This is a genomic window from Rhizobium sp. Pop5 (assembly GCF_024721175.1).
Lineage (GTDB): Bacteria > Pseudomonadota > Alphaproteobacteria > Rhizobiales > Rhizobiaceae > Rhizobium.
In genome coordinates this window covers 234709-257659 of the sequence record NZ_CP099402.1, presented here as the reverse complement: position 1 = coordinate 257659, position 22951 = coordinate 234709, and the positions used below count along the sequence as shown (strand labels likewise).

General features: G+C 61.6%; 20 protein-coding genes. 9 read left to right on the top strand and 11 right to left on the bottom strand.

Going from position 1 to position 22951, the window contains the following annotated elements; genetic code table 11:
• Window positions 1-113 precede the first annotated feature (113 nt).
• The gene (locus NE852_RS29285; RefSeq protein WP_008532320.1) at window positions 114-395 is read right to left on the bottom strand and encodes a hypothetical protein; all 282 of its coding nucleotides are present in this window, start codon (window positions 393-395) and stop codon (window positions 114-116) included.
• Between the two features lie 27 nt (window positions 396-422).
• The gene (locus NE852_RS29280; protein WP_008532323.1) at window positions 423-875 is read right to left on the bottom strand and encodes a hypothetical protein; all 453 of its coding nucleotides are present in this window, start codon (window positions 873-875) and stop codon (window positions 423-425) included.
• 166 nt (window positions 876-1041) lie between these two features.
• On the opposite strand from NE852_RS29280, the gene NE852_RS29275 reads away from it, so the two are divergent.
• Window positions 1042-7344, top strand: a complete 6303-nt coding sequence (locus NE852_RS29275; RefSeq protein ID WP_258157150.1) for a HAMP domain-containing protein — start codon at window positions 1042-1044, stop codon at window positions 7342-7344.
• A 10-nt stretch (window positions 7345-7354) separates the two neighbouring features.
• Window positions 7355-9031, top strand: a complete 1677-nt coding sequence (locus NE852_RS29270; protein ID WP_258157149.1) for a response regulator — start codon at window positions 7355-7357, stop codon at window positions 9029-9031.
• Between the two features lie 31 nt (window positions 9032-9062).
• Here the strand turns inward: NE852_RS29270 and NE852_RS29265 are convergent, their stop codons facing one another.
• Together NE852_RS29265 and NE852_RS29260 are read right to left on the bottom strand one after the other, a co-directional pair.
• Window positions 9063-9368, bottom strand: a complete 306-nt coding sequence (locus tag NE852_RS29265) for a type II toxin-antitoxin system RelE/ParE family toxin (protein ID WP_008536986.1) — start codon at window positions 9366-9368, stop codon at window positions 9063-9065.
• A complete protein-coding gene (locus tag NE852_RS29260) occupies window positions 9368-9649 on the bottom strand; it encodes a type II toxin-antitoxin system ParD family antitoxin (RefSeq protein WP_008536988.1) in 282 nt (93 codons plus the stop codon). The genes NE852_RS29265 and NE852_RS29260 overlap by 1 nt, the downstream gene beginning before the upstream one ends.
• 201 nt (window positions 9650-9850) lie before the next feature.
• On the opposite strand from NE852_RS29260, the gene treZ reads away from it, so the two are divergent.
• The 3 genes from treZ (at window position 9851) to NE852_RS29245 (ending at window position 13823) form a co-directional block, all read left to right on the top strand.
• Complete coding sequence (gene treZ / locus NE852_RS29255; RefSeq protein WP_037173898.1) at window positions 9851-11617, top strand: malto-oligosyltrehalose trehalohydrolase; 1767 nt, start codon at window positions 9851-9853, stop codon at window positions 11615-11617.
• A 25-nt stretch (window positions 11618-11642) separates the two neighbouring features.
• Window positions 11643-13505, top strand: a complete 1863-nt coding sequence (gene malQ / locus NE852_RS29250; protein ID WP_258157148.1) for a 4-alpha-glucanotransferase — start codon at window positions 11643-11645, stop codon at window positions 13503-13505.
• A 156-nt stretch (window positions 13506-13661) separates the two neighbouring features.
• Window positions 13662-13823 carry a hypothetical protein gene (locus NE852_RS29245; protein ID WP_008532333.1) on the top strand — a complete coding sequence of 54 codons (162 nt, stop codon included), beginning with the start codon at window positions 13662-13664 and terminating at the stop codon, window positions 13821-13823.
• Between the two features lie 55 nt (window positions 13824-13878).
• Here NE852_RS29245 and NE852_RS29240 read toward each other — a convergent pair whose 3' ends face one another.
• Window positions 13879-14139 carry a DUF982 domain-containing protein gene (locus NE852_RS29240; protein ID WP_008532334.1) on the bottom strand — a complete coding sequence of 87 codons (261 nt, stop codon included), beginning with the start codon at window positions 14137-14139 and terminating at the stop codon, window positions 13879-13881.
• 233 nt (window positions 14140-14372) lie between these two features.
• Between NE852_RS29240 and NE852_RS29235 the strand changes: the two genes are divergently transcribed.
• From NE852_RS29235 to NE852_RS29220, 4 genes are all read left to right on the top strand, one after another.
• Window positions 14373-14663, top strand: coding sequence for a hypothetical protein (locus tag NE852_RS29235; RefSeq protein ID WP_008532335.1), 291 nt, complete (start codon window positions 14373-14375; stop codon window positions 14661-14663).
• A gap of 101 nt (window positions 14664-14764) precedes the next feature.
• Window positions 14765-15013 carry a hypothetical protein gene (locus NE852_RS29230; protein ID WP_008532336.1) on the top strand — a complete coding sequence of 83 codons (249 nt, stop codon included), beginning with the start codon at window positions 14765-14767 and terminating at the stop codon, window positions 15011-15013.
• Between the two features lie 269 nt (window positions 15014-15282).
• Window positions 15283-15513, top strand: a complete 231-nt coding sequence (locus tag NE852_RS29225) for a hypothetical protein (protein WP_008532337.1) — start codon at window positions 15283-15285, stop codon at window positions 15511-15513.
• Window positions 15514-15618: 105 nt separating this feature from the next.
• On the top strand, window positions 15619-15882 hold the full coding sequence (locus NE852_RS29220; RefSeq protein WP_037173899.1) for a hypothetical protein: 264 nt from the start codon (window positions 15619-15621) through the stop codon (window positions 15880-15882).
• Window positions 15883-16177: 295 nt separating this feature from the next.
• On the opposite strand, the gene NE852_RS29215 is transcribed toward NE852_RS29220, so the two are convergent.
• From NE852_RS29215 to NE852_RS29190, 6 genes are read right to left on the bottom strand one after another with little or no spacing between them, the layout of a single operon-like run.
• Window positions 16178-17242 (bottom strand): GDP-L-fucose synthase, encoded by a 1065-nt coding sequence (locus tag NE852_RS29215; protein ID WP_258157147.1) that lies wholly within the window; start codon window positions 17240-17242, stop codon window positions 16178-16180.
• Window positions 17235-17357, bottom strand: a complete 123-nt coding sequence (locus tag NE852_RS29210) for a hypothetical protein (RefSeq protein WP_008532349.1) — start codon at window positions 17355-17357, stop codon at window positions 17235-17237. Before NE852_RS29210 ends, NE852_RS29215 begins: the two co-directional genes overlap by 8 nt.
• A gap of 56 nt (window positions 17358-17413) precedes the next feature.
• Window positions 17414-19618, bottom strand: coding sequence for a Wzz/FepE/Etk N-terminal domain-containing protein (locus NE852_RS29205; protein WP_008532350.1), 2205 nt, complete (start codon window positions 19616-19618; stop codon window positions 17414-17416).
• Window positions 19615-20757: a glycosyltransferase family 4 protein gene (locus tag NE852_RS29200; RefSeq protein ID WP_008532352.1), complete on the bottom strand. Its 1143-nt coding sequence runs from the start codon at window positions 20755-20757 to the stop codon at window positions 19615-19617. The genes NE852_RS29205 and NE852_RS29200 overlap by 4 nt, the downstream gene beginning before the upstream one ends.
• Window positions 20751-21851, bottom strand: a complete 1101-nt coding sequence (locus tag NE852_RS29195; protein ID WP_008532353.1) for a glycosyltransferase family 4 protein — start codon at window positions 21849-21851, stop codon at window positions 20751-20753. The genes NE852_RS29200 and NE852_RS29195 overlap by 7 nt, the downstream gene beginning before the upstream one ends.
• Window positions 21848-22798: a glycosyltransferase gene (locus NE852_RS29190; RefSeq protein ID WP_258157146.1), complete on the bottom strand. Its 951-nt coding sequence runs from the start codon at window positions 22796-22798 to the stop codon at window positions 21848-21850. The genes NE852_RS29195 and NE852_RS29190 overlap by 4 nt, the downstream gene beginning before the upstream one ends.
• Between the last annotated feature and the right edge of the window lie 153 nt (window positions 22799-22951).

Genomic DNA, 22951 nt, shown 5'->3' with positions numbered 1-22951 from the left:
GGAGCGACCGGAAAACAAGACTAAAAAGATCAACTTATCGCAAAAATCGACAGCCCGAATGCCGGCGCCGGATCAATGATCGCCGGTGTCGCAAGCAAAGCCGTCGAGCATGGTCAGCCGAGCCTGCCCACAAGCCTCGCGTAATCCGAAAACGTGGCCCCTTCGCCTTTGCGGCCGGCTTCGCCGGCGAGCTGCAGCACGCGGACCGGAAACAGGATCGCCGCGCGATTGGCTCCGGAGAGCTCGTGATCATCATCTTCCTCGATCGCCCGTTGAGCTTTCGAGAGCGCGGCATCGATTTCGCCACGCGTGAGCAATTCCTTCTCGACGATCGCGTCGCATAGCGAGGCCATCGCCATGATCAGGCCCTTGAGCTGCAGATTGGCCGTATTCATGAGAACTCCGATGAAAAGGAAGGAACCCTATTCCGGCTCCACCGAGCGGATGGTGTCGACCGACACCGTGCCGTCGAGAATGCCGCGTTTGAGATCGCGCCTGTGCCGGTCGATCTCGATGACAGTATAGAGCTTGTCGTCGCGGAAAGCACTGGCATTGGTCGTTGTCACATCTTCGGCGGGTGCGGCATCCACTTCCATGAAATCGAGTTCGCGGGCAGCGGCGACAATTCTGGCGTCGCCGGGCGTCCGGGCGGCCACGACGATGGTGCCGTGGCTCGGAGCATTGTCCCATCTGGGATCGTCGGGTCTGGCGATCGGTTCCAGCCGGTAGACGTTCAGCATTTCGCCGCCGGTTTCGGGCGATGCCTCCGCCGCCGCATCCCGCATCTGTGCCTGGCTCTCGACCGACCTTCCGAAAGTCGTCGGGCTGGTCGCGTTGTTGATCTCGTCCTTGCCTGTCCTTGAGACGTTCGACATGTCGTTCTCCTTGTCAAACGGAAACGACGGCCGCCGGGAAACTGTTCCCGCGCAGGCAAAGTTTGGCCTTCGGCGCCTGCCATGCCGGCCTCTGCAACCCTGCCGATCCCCCATACCCTTTTTCCAGTCGAGCCCTAATTACTTGTTTTCGAACAAGGGGGAATCCGTGAGCAAGCAAACCAGTGAATTTTCGCGCGACGACGCCGTGGCAGAGAGCCTTAACGGGCGCGACCACAAAACCATGGCGTTCGACGACGCCAGCGCGCTTCTGGAAGTCCTTGTCGCGGTCAGGCGCGGCGATTTTTCCGTGCGCATGCGCTCCGATCTCACCGGCGTCACCGGCAAGGTCGCCGATGCCTTGAACGACATCATCGCCGCCAATCAGCGCATGGCCCAGCAGCTCGAACATGTCGGCCAGGTCGTCGGCCGCGACGGGCGGACGAGCACGCGGGTGCGCTTCGGCCTGTCGGATGGTTCCTGGTCCGAAATGGAAGGCTCGATCAACGGGCTGATCGACGACCTCCTCTGGCCGACGACGGCCGTCACGCGCACGATCACCGCGGTCGCCAAGGGTGACCTGCTGCAGACCGTGCCGCTCGACGTCGACGGGCGGGCTCTGAAAGGCGAATTCCTGCGCTCGGCCGATATCGTCAACACGATGATCAAGCAGCTCAGCGTCTTTACCTCGGAGGTGACGCGCGTCGCCCGCGAAGTCGGCACCGACGGCAAGCTCGGCGGTCAGGCGCAGGTGCCGGAGGTGACGGGCGTCTGGAAGGACCTGACCGAAAGCGTGAACTCGATGGCGTCGAACCTGACGGCGCAGGTGCGCAACATCGCCGAAGTGACGATCGCGGTCGCCAACGGCGACTTGTCCAAGAAGATCACCGTCGACGTGCGCGGCGAAATCCTGCAGCTCAAGGAAGCCATCAACACCATGGTCGACCAGCTGCGCTCCTTCGCCTCCGAAGTGACGCGCGTCGCCCGCGAGGTCGGCACCGAAGGCAAGCTCGGCGGGCAGGCGCTGGTGCCAGGCGTCGCCGGCACCTGGAAGGACTTGACCGACTCGGTCAATGCCATGTGCGGCAACCTCACGGCCCAGGTGCGCAACATCGCCCAGGTGACGACAGCGGTGGCGCGTGGCGACCTCTCGCGCAAGATCACCGTCGACGTCTCGGGCGAAATCCTCGAACTCAAGGAAACCATCAATACGATGGTCGATCAGCTGAACGGCTTTGCCGGCGAGGTGACGCGCGTCGCGCGCGAAGTCGGCACCGAGGGCCGTCTCGGCGGTCAGGCGCAGGTGCCTGGCGTGGCCGGCACCTGGAAGGACCTGACCGACAACGTCAATTCCATGGCCTCGAACCTGACGGCACAGGTGCGCAACATCGCCGAAGTCTCGACCGCCATCGCCAATGGCGACCTGTCGAAGAAGATCACGGTCACGGTCTCGGGCGAAATCCTGGAGCTCAAGGAAACCATCAATACGATGGTAGACCAGCTGAACGCCTTCGCCTCGGAAGTGACGCGCGTGGCGCGCGAAGTCGGCACGGAAGGCCGTCTCGGTGGCCAGGCGAACGTGCGCGGTGTCGCCGGCACCTGGAAGGACCTGACCGAAAACGTCAACTCGATGGGCGGCAACCTGACTGCGCAGGTGCGCAATATCGCCGAAGTCTCCACAGCGATCGCCAATGGCGACCTGTCGAAGAAGATCACCGTCGACGTGAAGGGCGAAATCCTCGAACTGAAGGAAACCATCAATACGATGGTCGACCAGTTGAACGCCTTTGCTTCGGAGGTGACGCGTGTCGCCCGCGAAGTCGGAACGGAAGGCCGGCTCGGCGGCCAGGCGAATGTGCGTGGTGTGGCCGGCACCTGGAAGGATTTGACCGACAGCGTCAATTCCATGGCCTCGAACCTGACCGGCCAGGTGCGCAACATCGCCGAAGTCGCGACCGCGGTCGCCCAGGGCGACCTTTCCAAGAAGATCACGGTGACGGTGTCGGGCGAAATCCTCGAGTTGAAGGAGACCATCAACACGATGGTCGATCAGCTGAACGGTTTTGCCGGTGAAGTGACGCGCGTGGCGCGCGAAGTCGGCACGGAAGGACGGCTCGGCGGCCAGGCGAACGTGCTCGGTGTGGCCGGCACGTGGAAGGATCTGACCGACAGCGTCAACTCCATGGCCGGCAATTTGACGGCGCAGGTACGCAACATCGCCGAAGTCTCCACCGCGATCGCCAATGGCGACCTGTCGAAAAAGATCACCGTGTCCGTCTCGGGCGAAATCCTGGAGCTCAAGGAAACGCTGAACACCATGGTGGACCAGCTGAACCGCTTCGCCTCCGAGGTGACGCGCGTGGCGCGCGAAGTCGGCACCGAAGGCAAGCTCGGCGGCCAGGCGCAGGTGCCTGGAGTCGCCGGCACCTGGAAGGATCTGACCGAAAACGTCAACTCCATGGCCTCCAACCTTACCGGTCAGGTACGCAACATCGCCGAAGTCACGACGGCAGTGGCGCGCGGCGACCTCTCGCGCAAGATTACTGTCGACGTGAAGGGGGAAATCCTCGAACTGAAGAACACCATCAACACGATGGTGGATCAGCTCAACGCCTTTGCCGGCGAAGTCACGCGTGTTGCCCGCGAAGTCGGCACCGAAGGCAAGCTCGGCGGCCAGGCGCAGGTCTCTGGTGTTGCCGGCACGTGGAAGGATCTGACCGACAGCGTCAACTCCATGGCCGGCAACCTGACGGCGCAGGTGCGCAATATCGCCGAGGTGGCGACCGCCATCGCCAATGGCGACCTCTCACGCAAGATCACCGTCGACGTGCGCGGCGAAATCCTGCTCTTGAAGGACACGTTGAACACCATGGTCGACCAGCTTCGCTCCTTCGCCGGCGAAGTCACGCGCGTCGCTCGCGAAGTCGGTACCGACGGTCGCCTCGGCGGCCAGGCCGTCGTTCCCGGTGTTGCTGGTACCTGGAAGGACCTGACCGACAACGTCAACCTGCTCGCCGCCAACCTGACGACCCAGGTGCGAAACATCGCCGAAGTCACCACCGCCGTCGCGCGTGGCGACCTCTCGCGCAAGATCACGGTCGACGTGAAGGGCGAAATTCTCGAACTGAAGAACACCATCAACACGATGGTGGACCAGCTCAACGCCTTTGCCGGTGAAGTGACGCGTGTTGCCCGCGAAGTCGGCACCGAAGGCAAGCTCGGCGGCCAGGCGCAGGTGCCGGGTGTCGCCGGCACCTGGAAGGATCTGACCGACACGGTCAACGTCATGGCCGCAAACCTCACCGAACAGGTGCGCGGCATCGTCAAGGTGGTGACGGCCGTCGCAAACGGCGACCTCAAGCAGAACCTCACCGTCGCCTCCAAGGGCGAGGTGGCGGCGCTCGCCGAAACCATCAACAACATGACCAATACGCTTGCGACCTTCGCAGATCAGGTGACCACCGTGGCGCGTGAAGTGGGTGTGGAAGGCCGCCTCGGCGGTCAGGCGAACGTGCCGGGCACCGCGGGAACGTGGAAGGATCTGACGGGTAACGTCAATCTGTTGGCCGCGAATCTCACGACCCAGGTGCGCGCCATCGCCGAGGTTGCCACAGCCGTCACCAAGGGCGACCTGACGCGGTCGATCCAGGTCGACGCGCGCGGCGAAGTGGCCGAGCTCAAGGACAACATCAACACGATGATCGACAACCTGCGCCTGACGACGGAGCGCAACACCGAGCAGGACTGGCTGAAGACCAACCTCGCGCGCTTCACCAACATGCTGCAGGGCCAGCGCGACCTGACGCTGGTCGGCAAGATGCTGCTGTCGGAGCTTGCGCCGCTCGTCGGCGCCCATCAGGGCGTGATCTACCAGGTGGATGCCGACGAAGAGCAGCCGTTCCTGTCGCTGCTTTCGGTCTATGCGCAAGGCGTGGAAGCGGCGCATCCGCTGCGGCTCGACTTCGGCCAGGGCCTCGTCGGCCAATGCGCGAGCGATGCCCGCCGTATCCTCGTCACTGATCTTCCCGACAATGTCGTTCCGATCAGCTCCGGCGTGTTCACGACGCTGCCGCGAAGCGCCATTGTCCTGCCGGTCCATTTCGAAGGGCAGGTGAAGGCGGTAATCGAACTTGCCTCCGCCGGCGAATTCACCGAGCTGCAGCTTTCCTTCCTCGACCAGCTGACGACCTCGATCGGCATCGTTCTCAACTCGATCGAAGCGACCATGCAGACCGAAGGCCTGCTCAAGCAATCGCAGCAGCTCGCCGCGGAGCTGCAGACGCAGCAGCGCGAGCTGCAGCAGACCAACGAGCAGCTCGGGCAGAAGGCGCAGCAGCTGGAAGAGCGCAACGTCGAAGTCGAGGCGAAGAACCAGGAAATCGAGCAGGCAAGACGCGCGCTCGAGGAAAAGGCGACCGAGCTTGCGCTGACCTCGAAGTACAAATCCGAGTTCCTCGCCAACATGTCGCATGAATTGCGCACGCCTTTGAATTCGATCCTGATCCTCGGCCAGCAGCTCGGGGAAAACCCGGACGGCAACCTCTCGGTAAAGCAGGTCGAGTTCGCAAAGACCATTCACGGCGCCGGCACAGATCTGCTGAACCTCATCAGCGACATCCTTGATCTTTCAAAGATCGAGTCCGGCACGGTCTCGGTCGATGCCGAGGAGATCTACGTCAGTAACCTGCTCGAAGTCATGGCGCGGCCCTTCCGGCACGAGGCCGAAAACCGGAACCTCTCCTTTGCGATCGAGGTCGGCGCTGATGTGACGAAGAGCATCATCACCGACTCGAAGCGGCTGCAGCAGATCCTCAAGAACCTGCTGTCAAACGCCTTTAAATTCACCGCGCAAGGCGGGGTCACGCTGCGTGTGGCATCGGTGACGAGCGGCTGGTCGCCTGACCATCCCTCTCTCCGGCATGCGCCGTCCGTCATCGCCTTCGAGGTCGTCGATACCGGCATCGGCATCCCGCCCGAAAAGCAGCGCATCATCTTCGAGGCCTTCCAGCAGGCGGATGCTTCGACCAGCCGCAAATATGGCGGTACCGGCCTTGGTCTCGCAATCAGCCGCGAACTCGCGAACCTCCTCGGCGGCGAGATCCAGCTGCGCAGCACGCCGGGTGTCGGCAGCACCTTCGTCCTCTACCTGCCGCTCACCTATGTCGGCGCCGGCGCGGTCGCGCTGAAGCCTGTCGCGACGCCGGCAAACGTCGTCGAATTCGCGGAAGCGGCTGCGAGCCGCCGCGCCGAAAAAACGGCCGAGCATGTCGCGGATGACCGTCACCGGATCGAACCCGGCGACTCCGTGCTCCTCGTCGTCGAGGACGACGCGCATTATGCCCGCGTCCTCGTCGATCTCGCCCGCGACAATGGCTTCAAGGTGCTGGTCGCGATGCGCGGCAGCGATGCGCTCGTGCTCGCGCAGGAATACAGGCCGGCCGCGATCTCCCTCGATATCTTCCTCCCCGACATGCTCGGCTGGACGGTGCTGAGCCAGTTGAAGCAGAATTCGCAGACGCGGCATATTCCGGTGCAGATCATCAGCCTCGACGAGGACCGCCAGCACGGCCTGACCCGCGGTGCCTTCGCCTTCATGAGCAAGCCGACGACGCCCGAAGGCCTCGGCAAGGCGCTGTCGCGGTTGAAGGCCTATGCCGAACCGCGCCGTAAGCATCTGCTGCTGGTGGAGGATAACGAAGCCGAGCGCATGAGCGTCACCGCGCTCCTCGGGCACGACGACATCGACATAACGAGCGTCGGATCTGGATCGGAAGCGCTCGACATTCTCCGGCAGGGCTCGGCCGATTGCGTCGTGCTCGACCTCACGCTGCCGGATATGTCGGGCTTCGACGTGCTGGAACAGATACGCGACAATGATGAGATCGCCGAAGTGCCGGTGGTCGTCTTCACCGGCCGCGAGCTTTCCCCCGAGGAGGACGCGACACTGCACAGCATGGCTCGCAGCGTCGTGGTGAAGGGCGTCGAGTCCCCCGAGCGCCTGCTCGACGAGACGGCGCTGTTCCTGCACCGGGTGGTCGCCGACCTGCCGGCGGCAAAGCAGGCGACGCTGCAGGAACTGCACAGCTCGGACGAGGATCTGGTCGGCGAGACCGTGCTGCTCGTCGACGACGATGCGCGCAACATCTTTGCGCTGAGCAGCGTTCTCGAACGCCGTGGCATGAGGGTGCTGACCGCGACGACCGGCAGCGAGGCGATCGACGTCATCAACAACGAACCCTCCGTCGCGATCGTGCTGATGGACATCATGATGCCTGATATGGACGGCTACGAGACGATGCAGGTCATCCGCTCGGAGCCACGCTTCCGGCGGCTGCCGATCCTGGCGCTGACGGCCAAGGCGATGAAGGGAGACCGCGAGAAATGCCTGGAAGCGGGCGCGTCGGATTACCTGGCGAAGCCCGTCAACACCGAGCAGCTTCTGTCGGCTCTGCGCATGTGGCTGCACCGCTGAGGACCCGGCCATGAACCCCGTCAACATCCTCCTCGTCGACGATCAGCCCGCCAAGCTCCTGAGCTATGAGGTCATCCTCGAAGAACTCGAGGAAAACCTCATCAAGGCGCAGTCCGCCCGCGAAGCCTTCGAGCACCTGCTGCGCACCGAAATCGCCGTCATCCTCGTCGATGTCTGCATGCCCGAGCAGGACGGTTTCGAGCTCGTCGGCATGATCCGCCAGCACCCGCGCTACCAGAACACGCCGATCATCTTCGTCTCCGCCGTTATGCTTGCCGAACCCGACCGGCTGCGCGGCTATGCGGTCGGCGCCGTCGACTATGTCTCCGTCCCGATCGTGCCCGAGGTGCTGAGAGCCAAGGTCAGGGTCTTTGCCGATCTCTACAGGAAGACGCGGGAGCTTGAACGCCTGAACGCGGATCTGGAGGCTAGAGTCCGCCAGCGCACCGCCGAACTCGAAGCCTCGGCAGCGCAACTGCGTCAGCTCAACGAAGAGCTGGAGCACCGGATCGATCAAAAGACGCGCGAGCGCGAGGAGGCGCTTGCCCAGCTCTTCGAGGCGCAGAAGCTCGACACGATCGGTCACCTGACGGGAGGCGTGGCCCACGATTTCAACAATCTTCTGATGGCGGTGCTTGGCAGCCTCAACCTTTTGAAGAAGCGTCTTCCGGCAGACGAGCGCAGCGAACGCCTGGTGACGAACGCCATCCAGGCTGCCGAGCGCGGCACGGCGCTGACCCAGCGCCTGCTCGCCTTCGCGCGCCGGCAGGAATTGAAGCCGCAGGCGGTCGATTTCCTCAGGCTGTTCGAAAACGTCGAGGATCTTCTCGCCAAGGCGGTAGGCCCACGCATCGAGATCCGCAAAAGCATCCCGGCCGATCTGGCGCCGCTGCTGGTGGACAGCAACCAGCTGGAACTGGCGCTGCTCAATCTGTTCGTCAATGCGCGGGACGCGCTGGAAAGCGGCGGCGCCGTGACGGTGGCCGCCGCTGAGGCCGAAGAGCCGGCCCTGCCCGGTCTTGCAGGTGGGAATTACATCAGAATATCGGTGTCGGACGACGGCGAAGGCATGGACGAGGCGACCGTCTCGCGCGCCGCCGAGCCGTTTTTCACCACGAAAGGTGTCGGCAAGGGCACCGGTCTCGGCCTGTCGATGGTCCATGGCCTGGCGGCGCAATCCGGCGGTTCGATCCAGATCGCGAGCATGCGGGGGAAGGGCACGACCGTTTCGCTTTGGCTTCCCGTCGCCGAGGCTTTCGCCAAGGCGCCCTCTGTCGCCGAGGCTGCGATGGCAGAGCCGGCGAAACCGGTATCGAGATCGCTGGCCATTCTGGTGGTCGACGACGACGCGCTCGTCAGGACCGGAACCGTGGCGATGCTGGAAGATCTCGGCCATCTCACGCGGGAAGCGTCTTCCGCTTCCGAGGCCCTGGAATTCCTCTCCGACGGCCAGGATTGCGACCTGGTCATCACCGACCATGCCATGCCCGGCATGACGGGGGCCGAACTCGCGCGTCACCTTCGCTCCTCCTTCCCCGGCCTGCCCGTCATCCTCGCTTCGGGTTATGCCGAACTCTCGGAAGACAACGGCATTGGCCGGATGCTGAGGATGACGAAGCCTTTCACCCAGGAACAGCTTCAGGTGGCCATGGATCAGGCACTCTCGGGGAAGGTCGCGGCGGCTTGAAATTGAAGTATGAGGATGCTTGGCGACCGGGTTAATTTTCATCGCTTTCAAACTGCTGCCCAGCATAGAGGATGCGGAGGATGACAACTTCGGCTGCGTTGACCACGAACGCCACGCTTACCCGACGTTCAAAGCCGACAATGCGTAACCCAGGCCGGATGTCATCGTGAATGCTGCCACGTTCGGGATATGTCCCGAAGCCATCCACAAAGGTCTTGATGCGAGCCACGTAATTGCGGGCGACAACCGAAGATGCGGATTTCCTGCGTACGAAACGATAGATGCGCGCCAAATCCACCTCCGCCTCGGCGGTAAGGCGGATATCATAGCGCTTCATCAATCTTCTTCTCGATCGATCTCGTCCATGCGTGCTTCGAGCCGCTTCCAGACTTCATCGAGAGGTTTGGCCTTGGTGGGGTCGGCCATATGGACATCATAGGTGGCCGCGACTTCAGTTCGCAGCCAGTGTTCGACCGCATTCTCGCGTTCTTGCAACGCCCGAAGTCCCTCGCGAATGACTTCGCTTTCGGAGGCGTAGTCACCGTCGGACACCCGCTGCTTGACGCGCTTCGCCATTTCCATGGGCAATGTAATGCTCATCTGTTGCGTCGAACGCATCGGTTGCACTCCTGCTTTTCCGCATATTTCATAGCACGCAGTAGGATAAAATCCTACTGCTAACAGAGCGGAATTATACTCCTTCTATCTGCAGGGGCAGGCATTGCCGCCGGTTAGATGTGCGGTCCGCCTGCAGCGGCGAAACTTTTTGCCCTGTCAAAAGTTACCCCAATCTCATTCCAATTCATCCAAGGCTTTCCCTTGAGCAAAATGACGTTTGGCCCGGCATTCACCGAAGAGGGTATTCTCTTTCGCCTGTGGGCTCCCCTGCATGAAAGCATATGGCTGAAGATCGAAGGCGCGGAGTCGCGCCCGATGCAGGCGCAAGAAGACGGCTGGCACCGGTGCGCGGTGGCGGAGGCCCGTCCCGGTACGCGCTATCGCTTCCTTCTGCCGGACGGCCGCCACGTTCCCGATCCCGCCTCGCGGTTCCAGCCACAGGACGTGCATGGGCCGAGCGAAGTGGTCGATCTTTCCTCCTATCGGTGGAAGATGGACGCCTGGATGGGTCGGCCCTGGGAAGAGATGGTCATCTACGAGATACATATCGGCTGCTTCACGCCGGAGGGCACTTTCAAGGCCGCGATCGAGCGTCTCGATCATCTGCGGTCGCTCGGCATCACGGCGTTGCAGATCATGCCGCTCAGCGAATTTCCCGGCCGCTACGGCTGGGGCTATGATGGTGTGCTTCCCTACGCGCCTGATGCGAGCTACGGACGGCCGGAAGACTTCATGGCACTGGTGGATGCGGCGCATGAGCGCGGTATCTGCGTCTTCCTCGACGTGGTCTACAACCACTTCGGGCCCGACGGAAACCACATCCCGGCCTATGCGCCGCTCTTTACCGACCATCACAAGACACCCTGGGGCCACGGCGTCAATTACGATGGCGACGGTTCGGAGATGATCCGCGAATTCATCATCGGGAATGCCATCTACTGGATCACCGAGTTCAGGCTCGACGGCTTCCGCTTCGATGCTGTCCATGCGATCAGGGATGACAGCACCGAGCATCTTCTCCACGCGCTCGCGCGCCGCGTCAGGGCCGCGGCCGGAAATCGCCATGTTCATCTGATCGTCGAAAACGAGGAGAACGACAGCGATCTCTTGCAGCGCGACGAAAACGGTGAGGCTGGACTGTTCACCGCGCAATGGAACGACGATGTGCATCATGTGCTGCACATCGCTGCCACGGGCGAGACGTTCGGTTATTATGCCGATTACGCTGCAGACGCTGGAAATCTCGGCCGGGCGCTGGCGGAAGGCTTCGTGTTTCAGGGCGACCATATGCCCTATCGTGGGAGAAGCCGCGGCAAGCCGAGCGGTCATCTGCCGCCAACCGCTTTCGTATCCTTCATTCAGAACCATGACCAGATCGGTAACCGAGCGCTCGGCGACCGTGTCTTGGCGTCAAGCCCGGCCGATGCCGTCAGGGCGGTCACGGCAATCTATCTCCTGGCGCCCGGAATACCGATGTTGTTCATGGGCGAGGAGTGGCGAGCCGAAGAGCCCTTTCCCTTCTTCTGCGATTTCGATGAGGAGTTGAACGAGAAGGTCAGGAAGGGCCGCCGCGAGGAGCTTTCGCGCTTGCCGGGCTTCGATACCGAGGACCTTCTCGATCCGACGGCGCCCTCGACTTTTGCTGCCGCCAAACTCGACTGGTCGAAGCTCGCCTCTTCCGGAACCCTTGATTTCTATAGAACGCTTCTTGACCTCCGTCACCGAAAGATCATTCCCCTGCTGAAAGGCGCGGGAAACGCGGCTGCCTATCGCTCGGCGGGAAGCGCGGTCGCGGTGGATTGGAGGCTCGCCGGCAACCGGCGCCTTCATCTGCGCGCCAATCTCGGCAATGAGGCGGCGATGCTTCCCGAGGAACAGCGCGAGGAGGAGATGATCTTCCGTCTGGGTCACCGCGACGGGGGCGACCTTGCGCCTTGGACGGTGATCTGGAGCATCAGCGAGGCGTGAGCGCATGCGGGAAGGGGATCGAAGGATGAAATCCGCTGACCTCGACAAGCTCGCCCGCCGGCACGGCATCAGTCCAACCAGGCCGAGCCCGGACAATCGGGAGGTGGCGATCTCCAATGCGGCCAAACGCAAGATCCTGTCGGCATTGAAAGTCGAATTGCCCGCGGCGGCCGATCCCGAGGCGGGCGCATCACGGCCGGAGCAGGAGCCGGCGGATCAGAAAATCCCGACCTCGTTTCTGCCGGATTTCCTGGCCGGCACGCGGATCTGGGGCATCAGTCTGCAGCTTTACGAGCTGCGTTCGCCGCGCAACTGGGGCATCGGCGATTACCAGGACCTGGCCGAAATGGCAGAGCTTGCGGGGTCGCTCGGCGCCGATTTCATCGGCCTCAACCCGCTGCATGCGCCGTTTCTCGCCGACCCCGATCGCTGCAGTCCCTATGAACCCTCGAACCGCCAGCATCTCAACCCGCTCTATATCGCCGTCGACCGCCTGCCGGGTTTTGTCGCAAGCCCCGAACTCGAACGGCAATTGCAGCGCCTTCGGCGAGCCGATCTTGTCGATTATGTCGGGGTGGCGCAAACCAAACTTCAGGCCCTACGCGGCCTCTGGCCGGCTTGGTGGCAGCGCAGACCGGCCGACGAGATCTACGATCCCGATGATTTCGACGCCTTCGTCGCAGAGCGCGGCGACAGCCTCAGGCTGCATGCTCTCTTCGAATGCCTGTCGTTATCCATGGCGGAGAAGGGGAGGGGTGCCGGCTGGCGGGGATGGCCGGCCGATATCAAGCGCTTCGACAATCCCGCCGTCCGGGAATTCGAGCGCGGCCACGCCGATGATGTCCGCTTCCACATGTGGCTGCAATGGCTCGCTCACCGGCAGCTGCTGCAGGCGGCGGAGCGCTCACGCAAGGCCGGCCTGCGGCTCGGGCTCTATCTCGACCTTGCCGTGGGCGAGGCCCTCGACGGCTCAGCGACATGGAGTGAGCCCAACGTCTACATCTCGGAAGCCACGATCGGCAGCCCTCCCGATCCTTTCGCCGTGAACGGGCAGGATTGGCATCTCGCGGGATATCTCCCTTCCGCGATCGCCTCGGGAGACATGTCGCCTTACCGGCGCATGCTGAACGCGGCCATGCGATATTCGGGCGCGATCCGCATCGACCACGCCCCGGCGCTGCGTCGCCTCTTTTTGGTGCCGGCAGGAAGCGGGCCGGACGGTGGCGGTTATATCAGCTATCCCCAGCATCGGCTCCTGCAGACCCTCGCGGATGCTTCCGCCGAGCATCGATGCCTCGTCATCGGCGAGGCGCTCGGCATGATCCCTCAAGACCTGCTGGACGATCTGAAGGCGGCGCGGATCCTTTCCTATCGCATCCTTTCCTACGAGCAGGACGAGGAGGGCTTCAGGCCGGCGGACGCCTATCCCGTCCTCGCCTTGGCCTGCATCTCGACGCACGACCATCAGACCCTGGCTGGTTGGTGGCGCGGCGCCGACATCAAGGCCAGGTGCGACCATGCCATCGTGCCGCCCGATATCACCCGGGAGCATCTGAGGCATCGCAAGCGCGAACGCCGAAATCTCAGGGCGGCACTCGAGGCTGCCGGCTTGAACCTGCCTGCCGGACTTGCCGCAGGGGCAAGCCGGGACGTGCTGAGAGACCTGACCGTCAGCGCCTACCGCTTCATTGCCGGAACTCCGTCGCTCCTCGTCGCGGTCCGTCTTGCCGATCTCACCGACGAAAACAATCCGACGAATATTCCGGGCACGAGCGACAGCTATCCGAACTGGAAGCCGAAGCTGTCGGTTGCGCTTAGCGATCTGCCGGCGAGCCCGCTCTTTGTCCGCGTGGCGGCGGCGATGCGGGAGGAAAGACCGCGGCGGTGATTGAGAGCGGATGGACCCGTCGCACGATTTGCGTTCGAGGGAACCTCCTCGAGTTTCAATTGTTTGACTCGGCGGAACCAGGGAGAAATCAGCCTCACCAGCGACGGGCGGAAGACCTACCCGGGTTCCTATGACGACCATGATGGAAAACAGACTATGACGACCGCATTCATCCTAGTTGCATTGGCTCTCATCATCATCTTTGCCGGCCCGACATTGCTGTTCCTCTGTGTCGGCTATGCCGACTATATGCTGGAGCGGCGAAGACATCTGCTGGCTCTCAAGCACGCCGTGAAGCGTCGCAGCGACGAGCTTTGAGATGCCGGCGGCAAAAGCGGGCCATGATCATAAGCAATGTGTGGTTTTCCCCTCCTCAGGCCAGGACACCCGCGGCCATAGCGGCCTGAATGAAGCGCTGGCGCGCCAGTTCGGCGCTCCCACGCCTGCGAAGCGCATCGACGCAGCGCCGCTTCGCTTCGAAATAACCCCCGCCCCGCACGGTGGACCAACCGTGGTTCAGGGCGTCGAGGGCCGCATCCGGGCCTCCGATGCACTGCTCGTCGCTCTCGGCGGTGCGAATGAAAACGGGATATCGCCATACCAGCTTGAAATCGACCTCGATGATGTCAGCCATGATATGATCCACGGCGGTCGTTCGGTTTGCGGGGGCGCCCTCGGACGGTCCGGAATTGGACCGGCCATTGGATCGATTTTTCGGGGAGCATGTGAGATCTCCTTTGTCAGCCAAACTACGCCGTGGCACGGTTGTTCCTTTTCGCCGCTGCGGTCGCGATATTCCAAGGACACTCTCCGTCGCCGCTTGTTATACTGGGCGGGTGGCCGAGGCCGAAACAGCGGGAGGTTTCGATGAAGCGGAGCATGGGACTGGCGCTGGTTCTGGCCATTTTTCTGGCGGGCTGCACGACCGGCGCAGGCAGTTATTCGTCGGCGGGGCTCGCCCCCATTCCCGGCAGCATCACCTATAACGGTCAGCCTCGGACGAAATTGACGAAATCGCCGGTGGGCTCGTCCTTCCCGCACAGTTTCACGGATCAATGGGGACGGCAGGTCGAGGAGATCTACATCATCCAGCCGGACCGGAGCTTGCTGATCGCCGAGCGCCATTACCGGCCGGTCTTCTCGCTCGACGAAGACTGAAGGGATCTCAAGGCATGGTCCGGCGGGCGTCTAATAAGATTTCAGGATTGCCAGCTTGTCGATTTTGACCGACGCTGCTTCCTCTTAGGTGAGGGAAAAACATGCTCGACGTCCTCATACGAAGTACACTCGATATCGTCGGCCGCACGGAGCGCCTGATCGAGACGACGAAGCGCCAGCTCCATGACGGAGGCTTGGACGAGATCGAGCTCTACGAACTCGATTGCGAGATGGAACGGCTGAGGAATGTGCTCTTCGCCGCCGACGAAGCCATCCGATCGCTCGCTTACAAGGCTGAACGTTTGCCGCAGACGGCTGGGGAATACGGGCTGCACACGACATTGCATTGAGGCATCAGCGCCCCCTTAGGCGTTGAAATTCACGAAGCACGCACCGCTGCGTTCCCATGCGCTGAATGCATGTCACGCCGATGTCACGCGACCATGGCGGCAAGATGTGGTTGATAGGGATGGGCCGGAAGGCTTTTTGATTGGAATGCCGAAATTCGCCGTTTCGATATTTGATCGATTTTAAGCATGTTGGGGACGCCGATAAAGGACTTAAGGCCGGGGACTTGGCCTGTCCTTTTCGCTCGTCATCGTTTCGTTGGGGCATCGCGATGAGCATGAAAAAATTGAAGCACGAATCTCAAGCCGAGGAATTCATCTTTCCTATTCACACCAGGACGATCGCGGAGATTCGCTACGATATTCACAGCCAGATGATGACAGTGGTCTATCACGACGGCCGCTCTCGCACGACATCCGGCATACGGGGCCCTGCCATGCTCAGGATTCTCGCCCAGCAGCCGCTGGAGCGTTCTCCCTTTCTGCTGCAGACGGTGATCTGACGCCGGGGACAAGACCGCGCACCTGACAAAATAACCGGGAGTGGTGCATCCATTTCCGCCGAGCCGCGTTCATCCCCGAGAGCCAGATCCATGGAGGGAACGCCGATGACCTTTCCACCGCCCAAATCCGAAGCGCCCGCGCAACGCTTCGAAGAGGCGACCACCGCCGCGCGCACTGCCCTGGAAAAGCTGGTGGCAGCCGCCAACGAAGCCGGATGGGGAACCGCGGAAATATCGGTGGCGCTCCTCGAGGCCGCACGGTTCCTGAACGAAGCCAACAAGAAAGATCCCGATCCCGCCGAGGATCCCCCCATCAGCGACGCGCCCGGCAAACGGGAACAGATCGGCCACGGCGAGCTTTTCGACTAGGGAAGCGCTCGGGGCCGATGAGGTTTGCCGCGTCTGTCGCCTTTACCGAAGGGATTGGTGTCCGGCAGTCGAGCCGACGGTAATCCCGCGGAGCCATCCCACGTGGGTTATTTTCTTAGGAGCGCGACAAGCGATGTCGGCATATCAACCGAGAGAAAATCCATTGCCACGCTGATAATTATGGCCCAGGCCGCTATCAGGAAAATGAGCGCGGCAATCCGGATTTCTACCGGTCCCAGCATATGCGTCCCCCCGGACAAAACTTTCGTTATTCCTCATACAAACTCGCTATCCGCTAGGGATGGTGTGCGACTGCAGAGTGCGTGGGCGCCTGCCGCGCCGGAGTCTTGGCTTTCTCAAAGCTGATGTCGCTTTGGCTGATCAGATCGCCTGATCCGGTCTCGTTGTTTCGCTCGAGATAATGCCCTTCAAGGAAGGAGCGGTAGGCGTCTGCGACGCCCTCCTTTAGATCGATCTTGGGAGACCAGCCCAGGGCGTGAAGCTTGTCGACACTCAGGAGTTTACGTGGCGTGCCATCCGGCTTGCTGAGGTCGCGGGTAATCTCGCCTTCGAAACCGACGATCTTGGAGACGAGGCGTGTCAGTTCGAGGATGGAAATGTCTTCGCCGGAACCGACGTTCACGTGACTTTCGGCGGAATAGCTTTTCATGAGATGGAGGCAGGCGTCGGCGCAATCGTCGACGTGCAGGAATTCGCGCCGCGGCGTGCCGGTGCCCCAGATGCATATATCGTTCTGCCGGTTGACCTTGGCCTCATGCGCCTTGCGTATGAGCGCCGGCATGACATGGCTTGACCCGAGGTCGAAATTGTCCCCCGGACCATAAAGATTGGTCGGCATGGCCGAGATGAAATCTCTGCCGTGCTGTTTGCGATAGGCTTGGCAGAGCTTTAATCCGGCAATTTTGGCAATCGCATACCATTCATTCGTGGGCTCGAGCGATCCAGCCAGAAGTGAATCCTCGACGATCGGCTGAGCGGCGAATTTCGGATAGATGCAGGAAGAGCCCAGAAACATCAGTTTTTCGACGTCCGCCTTATGGGCTGCGTGGATCACATTCGCTTGAAGAATCAAGTTGTCGTACAGGAAGTCGGCCGGATAGGTAGCGTTCGCGAGAATACCGCCGACCCGCGCAGCAGCCAGGAAGACAGCGTCGGGACGATTCTCACTCATCCAGGCCTCCACCTCGTCCTGCCGTCTGAGATCGACCTCGGCGCGGGTGGCGGTCAAAATCTCGCAGCCCTCGGAAGCGAGACGCCGCACGATTGCAGAACCCACCATGCCGCGATGGCCGGCGACATAGACCCTTTTTCCGGCAAGGCTGTAGATCACCTCAGGCATAGGCAAAGCCTTTGGTAACACCAACCGACGGAACATTTCGTGCCATCACTTTCAGGTCCTCCCGGACCATCTCCGCTACCAGCTGCTTGCCGGTTTTTCTCATTCCCGTATCCATGGATTCCCCTCCAACTCAAATACTCGTTCAGAAGAAAACGCCTGCGTTTGATGTATTTAGGCTTTCAGTTTGTAGTATTTCATCAGGGATTTCGAAAAAAGCTCTGAGTCACTGAAGTTGTACAAAGCGTGTTTCTTGACATCTACCCCGTTGATCGCAACGATGATTTCCGAATTTCGCGAGCTTTTCATTTGTTGCAGGCCGAACTCGACGGCTCGGCGGCTCGTTTTTCCCCATCTGACAACGGCCAGTGTTCTTTCCGCCAGGGCAGTCATATGCACGGTATCTGTCGAGGCGAGCACAGGGGCGCTGTCGAAGATGACAATCCGGCCGGCCGCGCTCGCCGTCTCGATGATTTCTGCGAGGCGGGTCGGGCCGGTGCGCCGCTGGAGACTGAATTTTCCGGATGGAATGAAGTCGATACCGCTTGGATGGCGGTAGACGATGTCGCGGAGATCGGCCTGACCATTCAGGAATTCGTTCAGTCCGTACATGACCCCCGATCTGAAAAACGAATCGAGTTTTCCCCGCCTAAGGTCGCCATCGACCAGCAGCACCGGAATGGCGGCGGCCGCAAGTTCGATAGCCAGCGATCTCGCGACAAGTGACTTGCCTTCTCCGCTGTGAGCCGAGGTAACGACGATGCTGTTCGGCAACTTGCCGCCATTGGACTGCTTGAGTGAAAGCACCACGGTGCGGATTGCTTCGTCGAATATCGGAACCGGCATATGTTCGAACATCGTTTTCGGATTTTCCCGCTGCGCCAGACGCGGGATGAGGCCGGCCGGTATCGTGCGCGCTATTCCAGCTATTTGGTCGAAACTGCGGACCGACCGATCCCACATTTCGATCACGAAAGCAGCCGTTACCGCTGCCGAGACTGAAGCGATGAGAGCGCCCACCAGATAGAAGAGCCGTCCACGTCCCTGTGGCGCGAGCGGCACTGAAGCCGGTGAAAAAACCTCCAATTCCGCGCCCGGCAGCCTGGCCTTGGCGGCAAGGTCGCGACGCTGGTCCTCAAGCTTGTCGAGTGACCCCTGTTCCTTTTCGGCAATCCGCTGCAGCCGCGTCAATTCGGTCTGCGCGAGGGCATCGCGTGTGCGTTTTTCCTCAGCAACCGCCAGGATGGATTGCACCGCGTTGGCTTCATGATCGAGTGCGGCGAGCTTGGCGCGCATTGCTTGGAGATATTGTTTGGTCGCAAGGTCGAGATCGATGCGGGATTGCTGGATCTTCCCCCGTAAATCCACCACGGCCTCGGCATTGCTGTCGTATGTCTGAAGAAGACGGGCGAGATCTTGCTCCTGTGCGTGAAGATCGCGTTGCCTTGTGGTGATGCTTTCGGGGACGATGACGTTCTGCACCGCAACCGATGCGTTGTCCGTTGCCTCCAGCGCTGAAATCGTCGCCTTTACCTCAACCCGGCTTTCCTCGATCTTCCCTTCGCGGCCAGTGAGTTCCAGGAGCGTTTTGATACGTTCGTCCTGAGCGTCCTCTTTCGAGATGATGTCCATCGATTCCTGATAGTTGCGGGCAGCCTCGCGAGCAATATCCGCGCGACCCTGCTGCTCGGAGATGCGCTGCCGGATCCATTCTTCCGCTGCATCCAGGCGGCCACGGACACTGTCCCTCCGTTCATCGAGGTAGATGCGGATGAGCCGGTTCGGAACCGCGGCTGCAAGTTCGGCGTCCTTCGCGGTGAAGCTGATCTGGATAACTTCACTCTTGTCTTCGTGCCATACGCCGAGCGCCTGATAAAATTCCTGGATGGTGGCGTCGATGTTGTCTCGTACCGGCGCAGTGTTTTTTCCGGCGTCGAAAAGATCGCGCAACCTTGCCCGGATTCGGTCAGTCAACGAGATCTTGCGCAGCGCTGGATTGAATTCCTTCAGCGCGTCAAGCCGCATGTCGCGGACGACCCGCTCTGCGATGCCCCTGGATAGAAGCCGCTCAGTCTCCGATTTCACGTCAAGCAGATCACCGCGGCTGGTATCACCAGTACCAAGCGATGTCGCGAGCGGCTGCTGGACAATCAATCGGGCCCAAGCCTGATAGGTGGGCTTCATCCCAGAGATCATCATCGCCGCGGGCGCCATCAGCAGCCCTGATATCGCGATGATCAAGATCATTTTTCGCCTGACGAGACCGGCGATGGATGCCAGATCGAAATTGTCAGCCTTGGTCTCAGCCTGAAAGCGAGGATCATAGCGCATCGTCGAGATCGGAAGATTGCGGTCCGGCGGAACAGTGGAAATTGTCATCGTGCGCCGACCATTGCTTGAGGTTTCGCGGAAACGGTTTCGTAAAGTTTCTCGAGTGACCGCATATAGGCCCTCATGCTGAAGTGGTTGAGGTAATGTGTGCGCCCCTGGGCCGCGAGGCGGATGCGGATTTCAGGGTCGGACACCAGCTTCGCCAGGGCGGCAGCCAGGGCATTCGGGTCTCCGACGGGCACGAAGATTCCGGTTTCGCCGTCGGTAATGACTTCCTCATGCGCCCCGACACGGGTGGTAACGACCGCGAGCCCGTGGGACAGCCCTTCGAGCACGGCCATTGCCAGACCTTCGGCGTGCGACGGCAAGACCAGTATATCGGCACGCGCGCAGAGCGCCCGCGCCGCACCGGCGTCAAGCCAGCCGGGCATCTCGACCCGATCCGAAAGCGCCATGGCGTCGGCCTGACGGCGATAATCCTCGACAGGTCCGTCGCCTGCCAGCACAGCCCTCCACCGGAGTTCTTTCATGACCGGGTGGCTGAGCGCCAGCAGAAGCTCGGTGACACCTTTGCGTTCGCTCAACCGTCCGAGGAAAATGATCAACGGTGTTTCGCCCACGCGAATATTGTGCGCCCCGGGATCGGGAACGCAGTTGTTGGCCACCACCGCACGGCGCTCGTCGACGCCAAGAAGTGTCGTCAGCGTCATGCGATCGCGCTCGCCCAGCGCCACAACGCGATCGGCGCCCTGAAACATCCGGCGTATGAGCCGCTGCTGCCGCGGCGAGCGTTGCGCAAAGTCGCCGGCGTAATCGTAGTCGTGCAGGTGCAGCATGTGGCAGCACCCGAACAAGCGGGCAGCCTCCGTCAGGATCAGTTTTCGCGAGGTGCTGCCGCGGCCGGCGATATGGATATGATGAATGCGGTCCGGTGCAGCGATCCGGTCCTTTGCCATCGTCAGGATGGCGCCGAGCAGGCGTGCGGGTGAGGACAGCTTCGACCAGCGAGGCCCTCTGGTATCGGTGACGAAATGCTTCGCGCCGGTCTCTTTGGCTGTCTCCGTTATATAGCCGACCAGCCTCCCAATGCCGCCGCCATTCTCGCAGCCGCCCGGAACATAGTGGCGAACGCTCGCCGCGCTCCGTGCAGCCATTCGATTTCTGTCCGTGATGGCCTCCATCAGCATGATCCGACCACCTCCCGATAAACCGCCGCGGCCTGGGCGCCGACCCGTTCAGGCGAATTCGGTCCCTTGGCCCATTCGAGCGCATTGTCACCGAAAATGTTTCTAAGCGCGCCGTTGTCTGCCAACGTCCTGATCGCTTCCGCGAGCTCTTTGGCATCTCCGGGAGGGACCACCAATCCCAACGCGTTGGGCTGAACCGTGTCCCGCAACTCGCCGACGTCGGTAACGATGACCGGTTTGCCGAACGCGGCGGCAAGGTTGAGCACCCCGCTTTGAGATGCTTCCGTATAGGGAAGCACGACGATGTCGGTATCCAGGAAAAGCTGGGCGACCTCTGCATCCTCGATGAAGCGATTGCGAATGTCGTAACGGCTGGCATCCCCCATAAGCGACTGGAATACCAACGGATTGTCGCCCCGGCCCGCGACCGTGATTTGCAGGTTGGGAAGCACGTCCTTGAGCATCGCCTCGGCCCGGACCAGGTGTTCCAGGCCCTTATAGGCAAAAATCCGTCCGAAGAGCAGGACGCGGATCGCTCCATCCGCTTGCCGCGGCGTCATTTTCTGTTGCCGGGCGAGTTCCGCATAGCGAAGGATGGAGGGATGCGACAGGACATGGACATGGTCCGGCGATTTCGAATATCGATCGAGGATCAGCCGCTTCAGTCCCTCGCCGTGGACGACAAGATGTTCGGACTGCTTCACCATCAGTTCGGGGGCCCAGCCGGGCAGCGTACGCGTATCGGAATCGCCGGGATGGATTTGCACGTCATGAACGGTTGTCACAACCGGGATCGGGCGCCAGAACGGCACGGCGAGGTTCAGCCAAAGTGTGGAATTGCTGAGGAGATGGATGAGGTTCGGCCGCTCCCGCCGGATCAGGCGCGTAAGCTGGTACAGAAACCAGGGATTGGAGAGAGAGCGGTGTCTCGGCCAGTCCAGAAGGTGCAGGTCAACAGCTGGATCGATGGAAGAGGCGAGATGCGCATAGCGCCGGCGCGGCACGGCAAGCACGACATTCAGGTGTTGGGCGACGCCGCCGGCGAAGGAGATGGTGTAGTCTTCCAGTTCGGAAACCAACAGCAACGCCTTCATTTCACGGCCTCCGACAGGCCGGCGTTGAGGCCGAGCCGTGACAGGCTGCGCGCCGAGCGCAAACTATCGCGCAGCCGCCTGAGCAGGTTCGGTTCGCCGGCAAAGAAGAGCCCCTCGACGGCAAGCTTGAACCGCGTGCGCGCATCGGCTCCCTGCAGCTTCGCCGACGCGATGCGATAGGGATAGTGATCCGTCAGATGCAGCCTTGCCGGCAGCGCATGGGCTGAGAGAAACAGGTTCGTTGCTTCAACGGTCCGCTGCCAGTGCGTCATCCGCCGCCTCAGGGTTGCGGCATCCTCGGTCGAGCGATACCAGTTGTTATTGTGGATGCGGTAGAATCCAAGCGGATCCGGCATGGCAATGACATCCCCCAGAAAAGGATAGATCCCCACGAGCCAGGCGTCGGCCGAAATGCGGAATTGTTCGGGAATGTTGCCCGCGACATTCCAAGCGCTGCGTCGTACCGAGACGGCCGACGTCATCGGAAACGGCCACCAGCCGGCCGACCTGGTGAGCAGCGGCGACAAGGCCCCTGAACACAGGGTCCGGGGGATCGGCTTGGACGTCAGCGTGCCGTCGACGAGCGTCGGCTGCAGCCGGTGATAGACGAGCGAAGCCTGAGAGTTTGCGCGGAACGCCGCGGCGGTCGCCGACAGCTTGCCCGGCGCCCACCAGTCGTCGGCATCGAGAAAGCAGAGGATCTCGCCCGTGCTTGATGCGACAGCGGTGTTGATCGCAACGGCCTGTCCTGCGTTCTCCTGGAAGATCGCCTTCACCCGGCTGCCATAGGCTTCCAGAACAGACCGCGACTGGTCGGTAGAGCCGTCATCGACGACGATGATCTCGACATTGCCAGCATCCTGGCTCAACACGCTGTCTATCGCCCGCCCGATGAAGCGGGCGTAGTTATAATTATTGATGAGGACACTGACAGCCGGCCGCTCCATGGCGAGCCCTCAGGCAGGTTGCTGCGATGCACCGCTGCACAGCGGTACAAAGTTGCTCAAGAGATCGACCAGAGTCCCGTGTCGGCCGAACGGTATCTCGCGCAGAGCCGATGAGAATGCTGCTGACAATGCCACGACGCGTGCGGCGCTCGT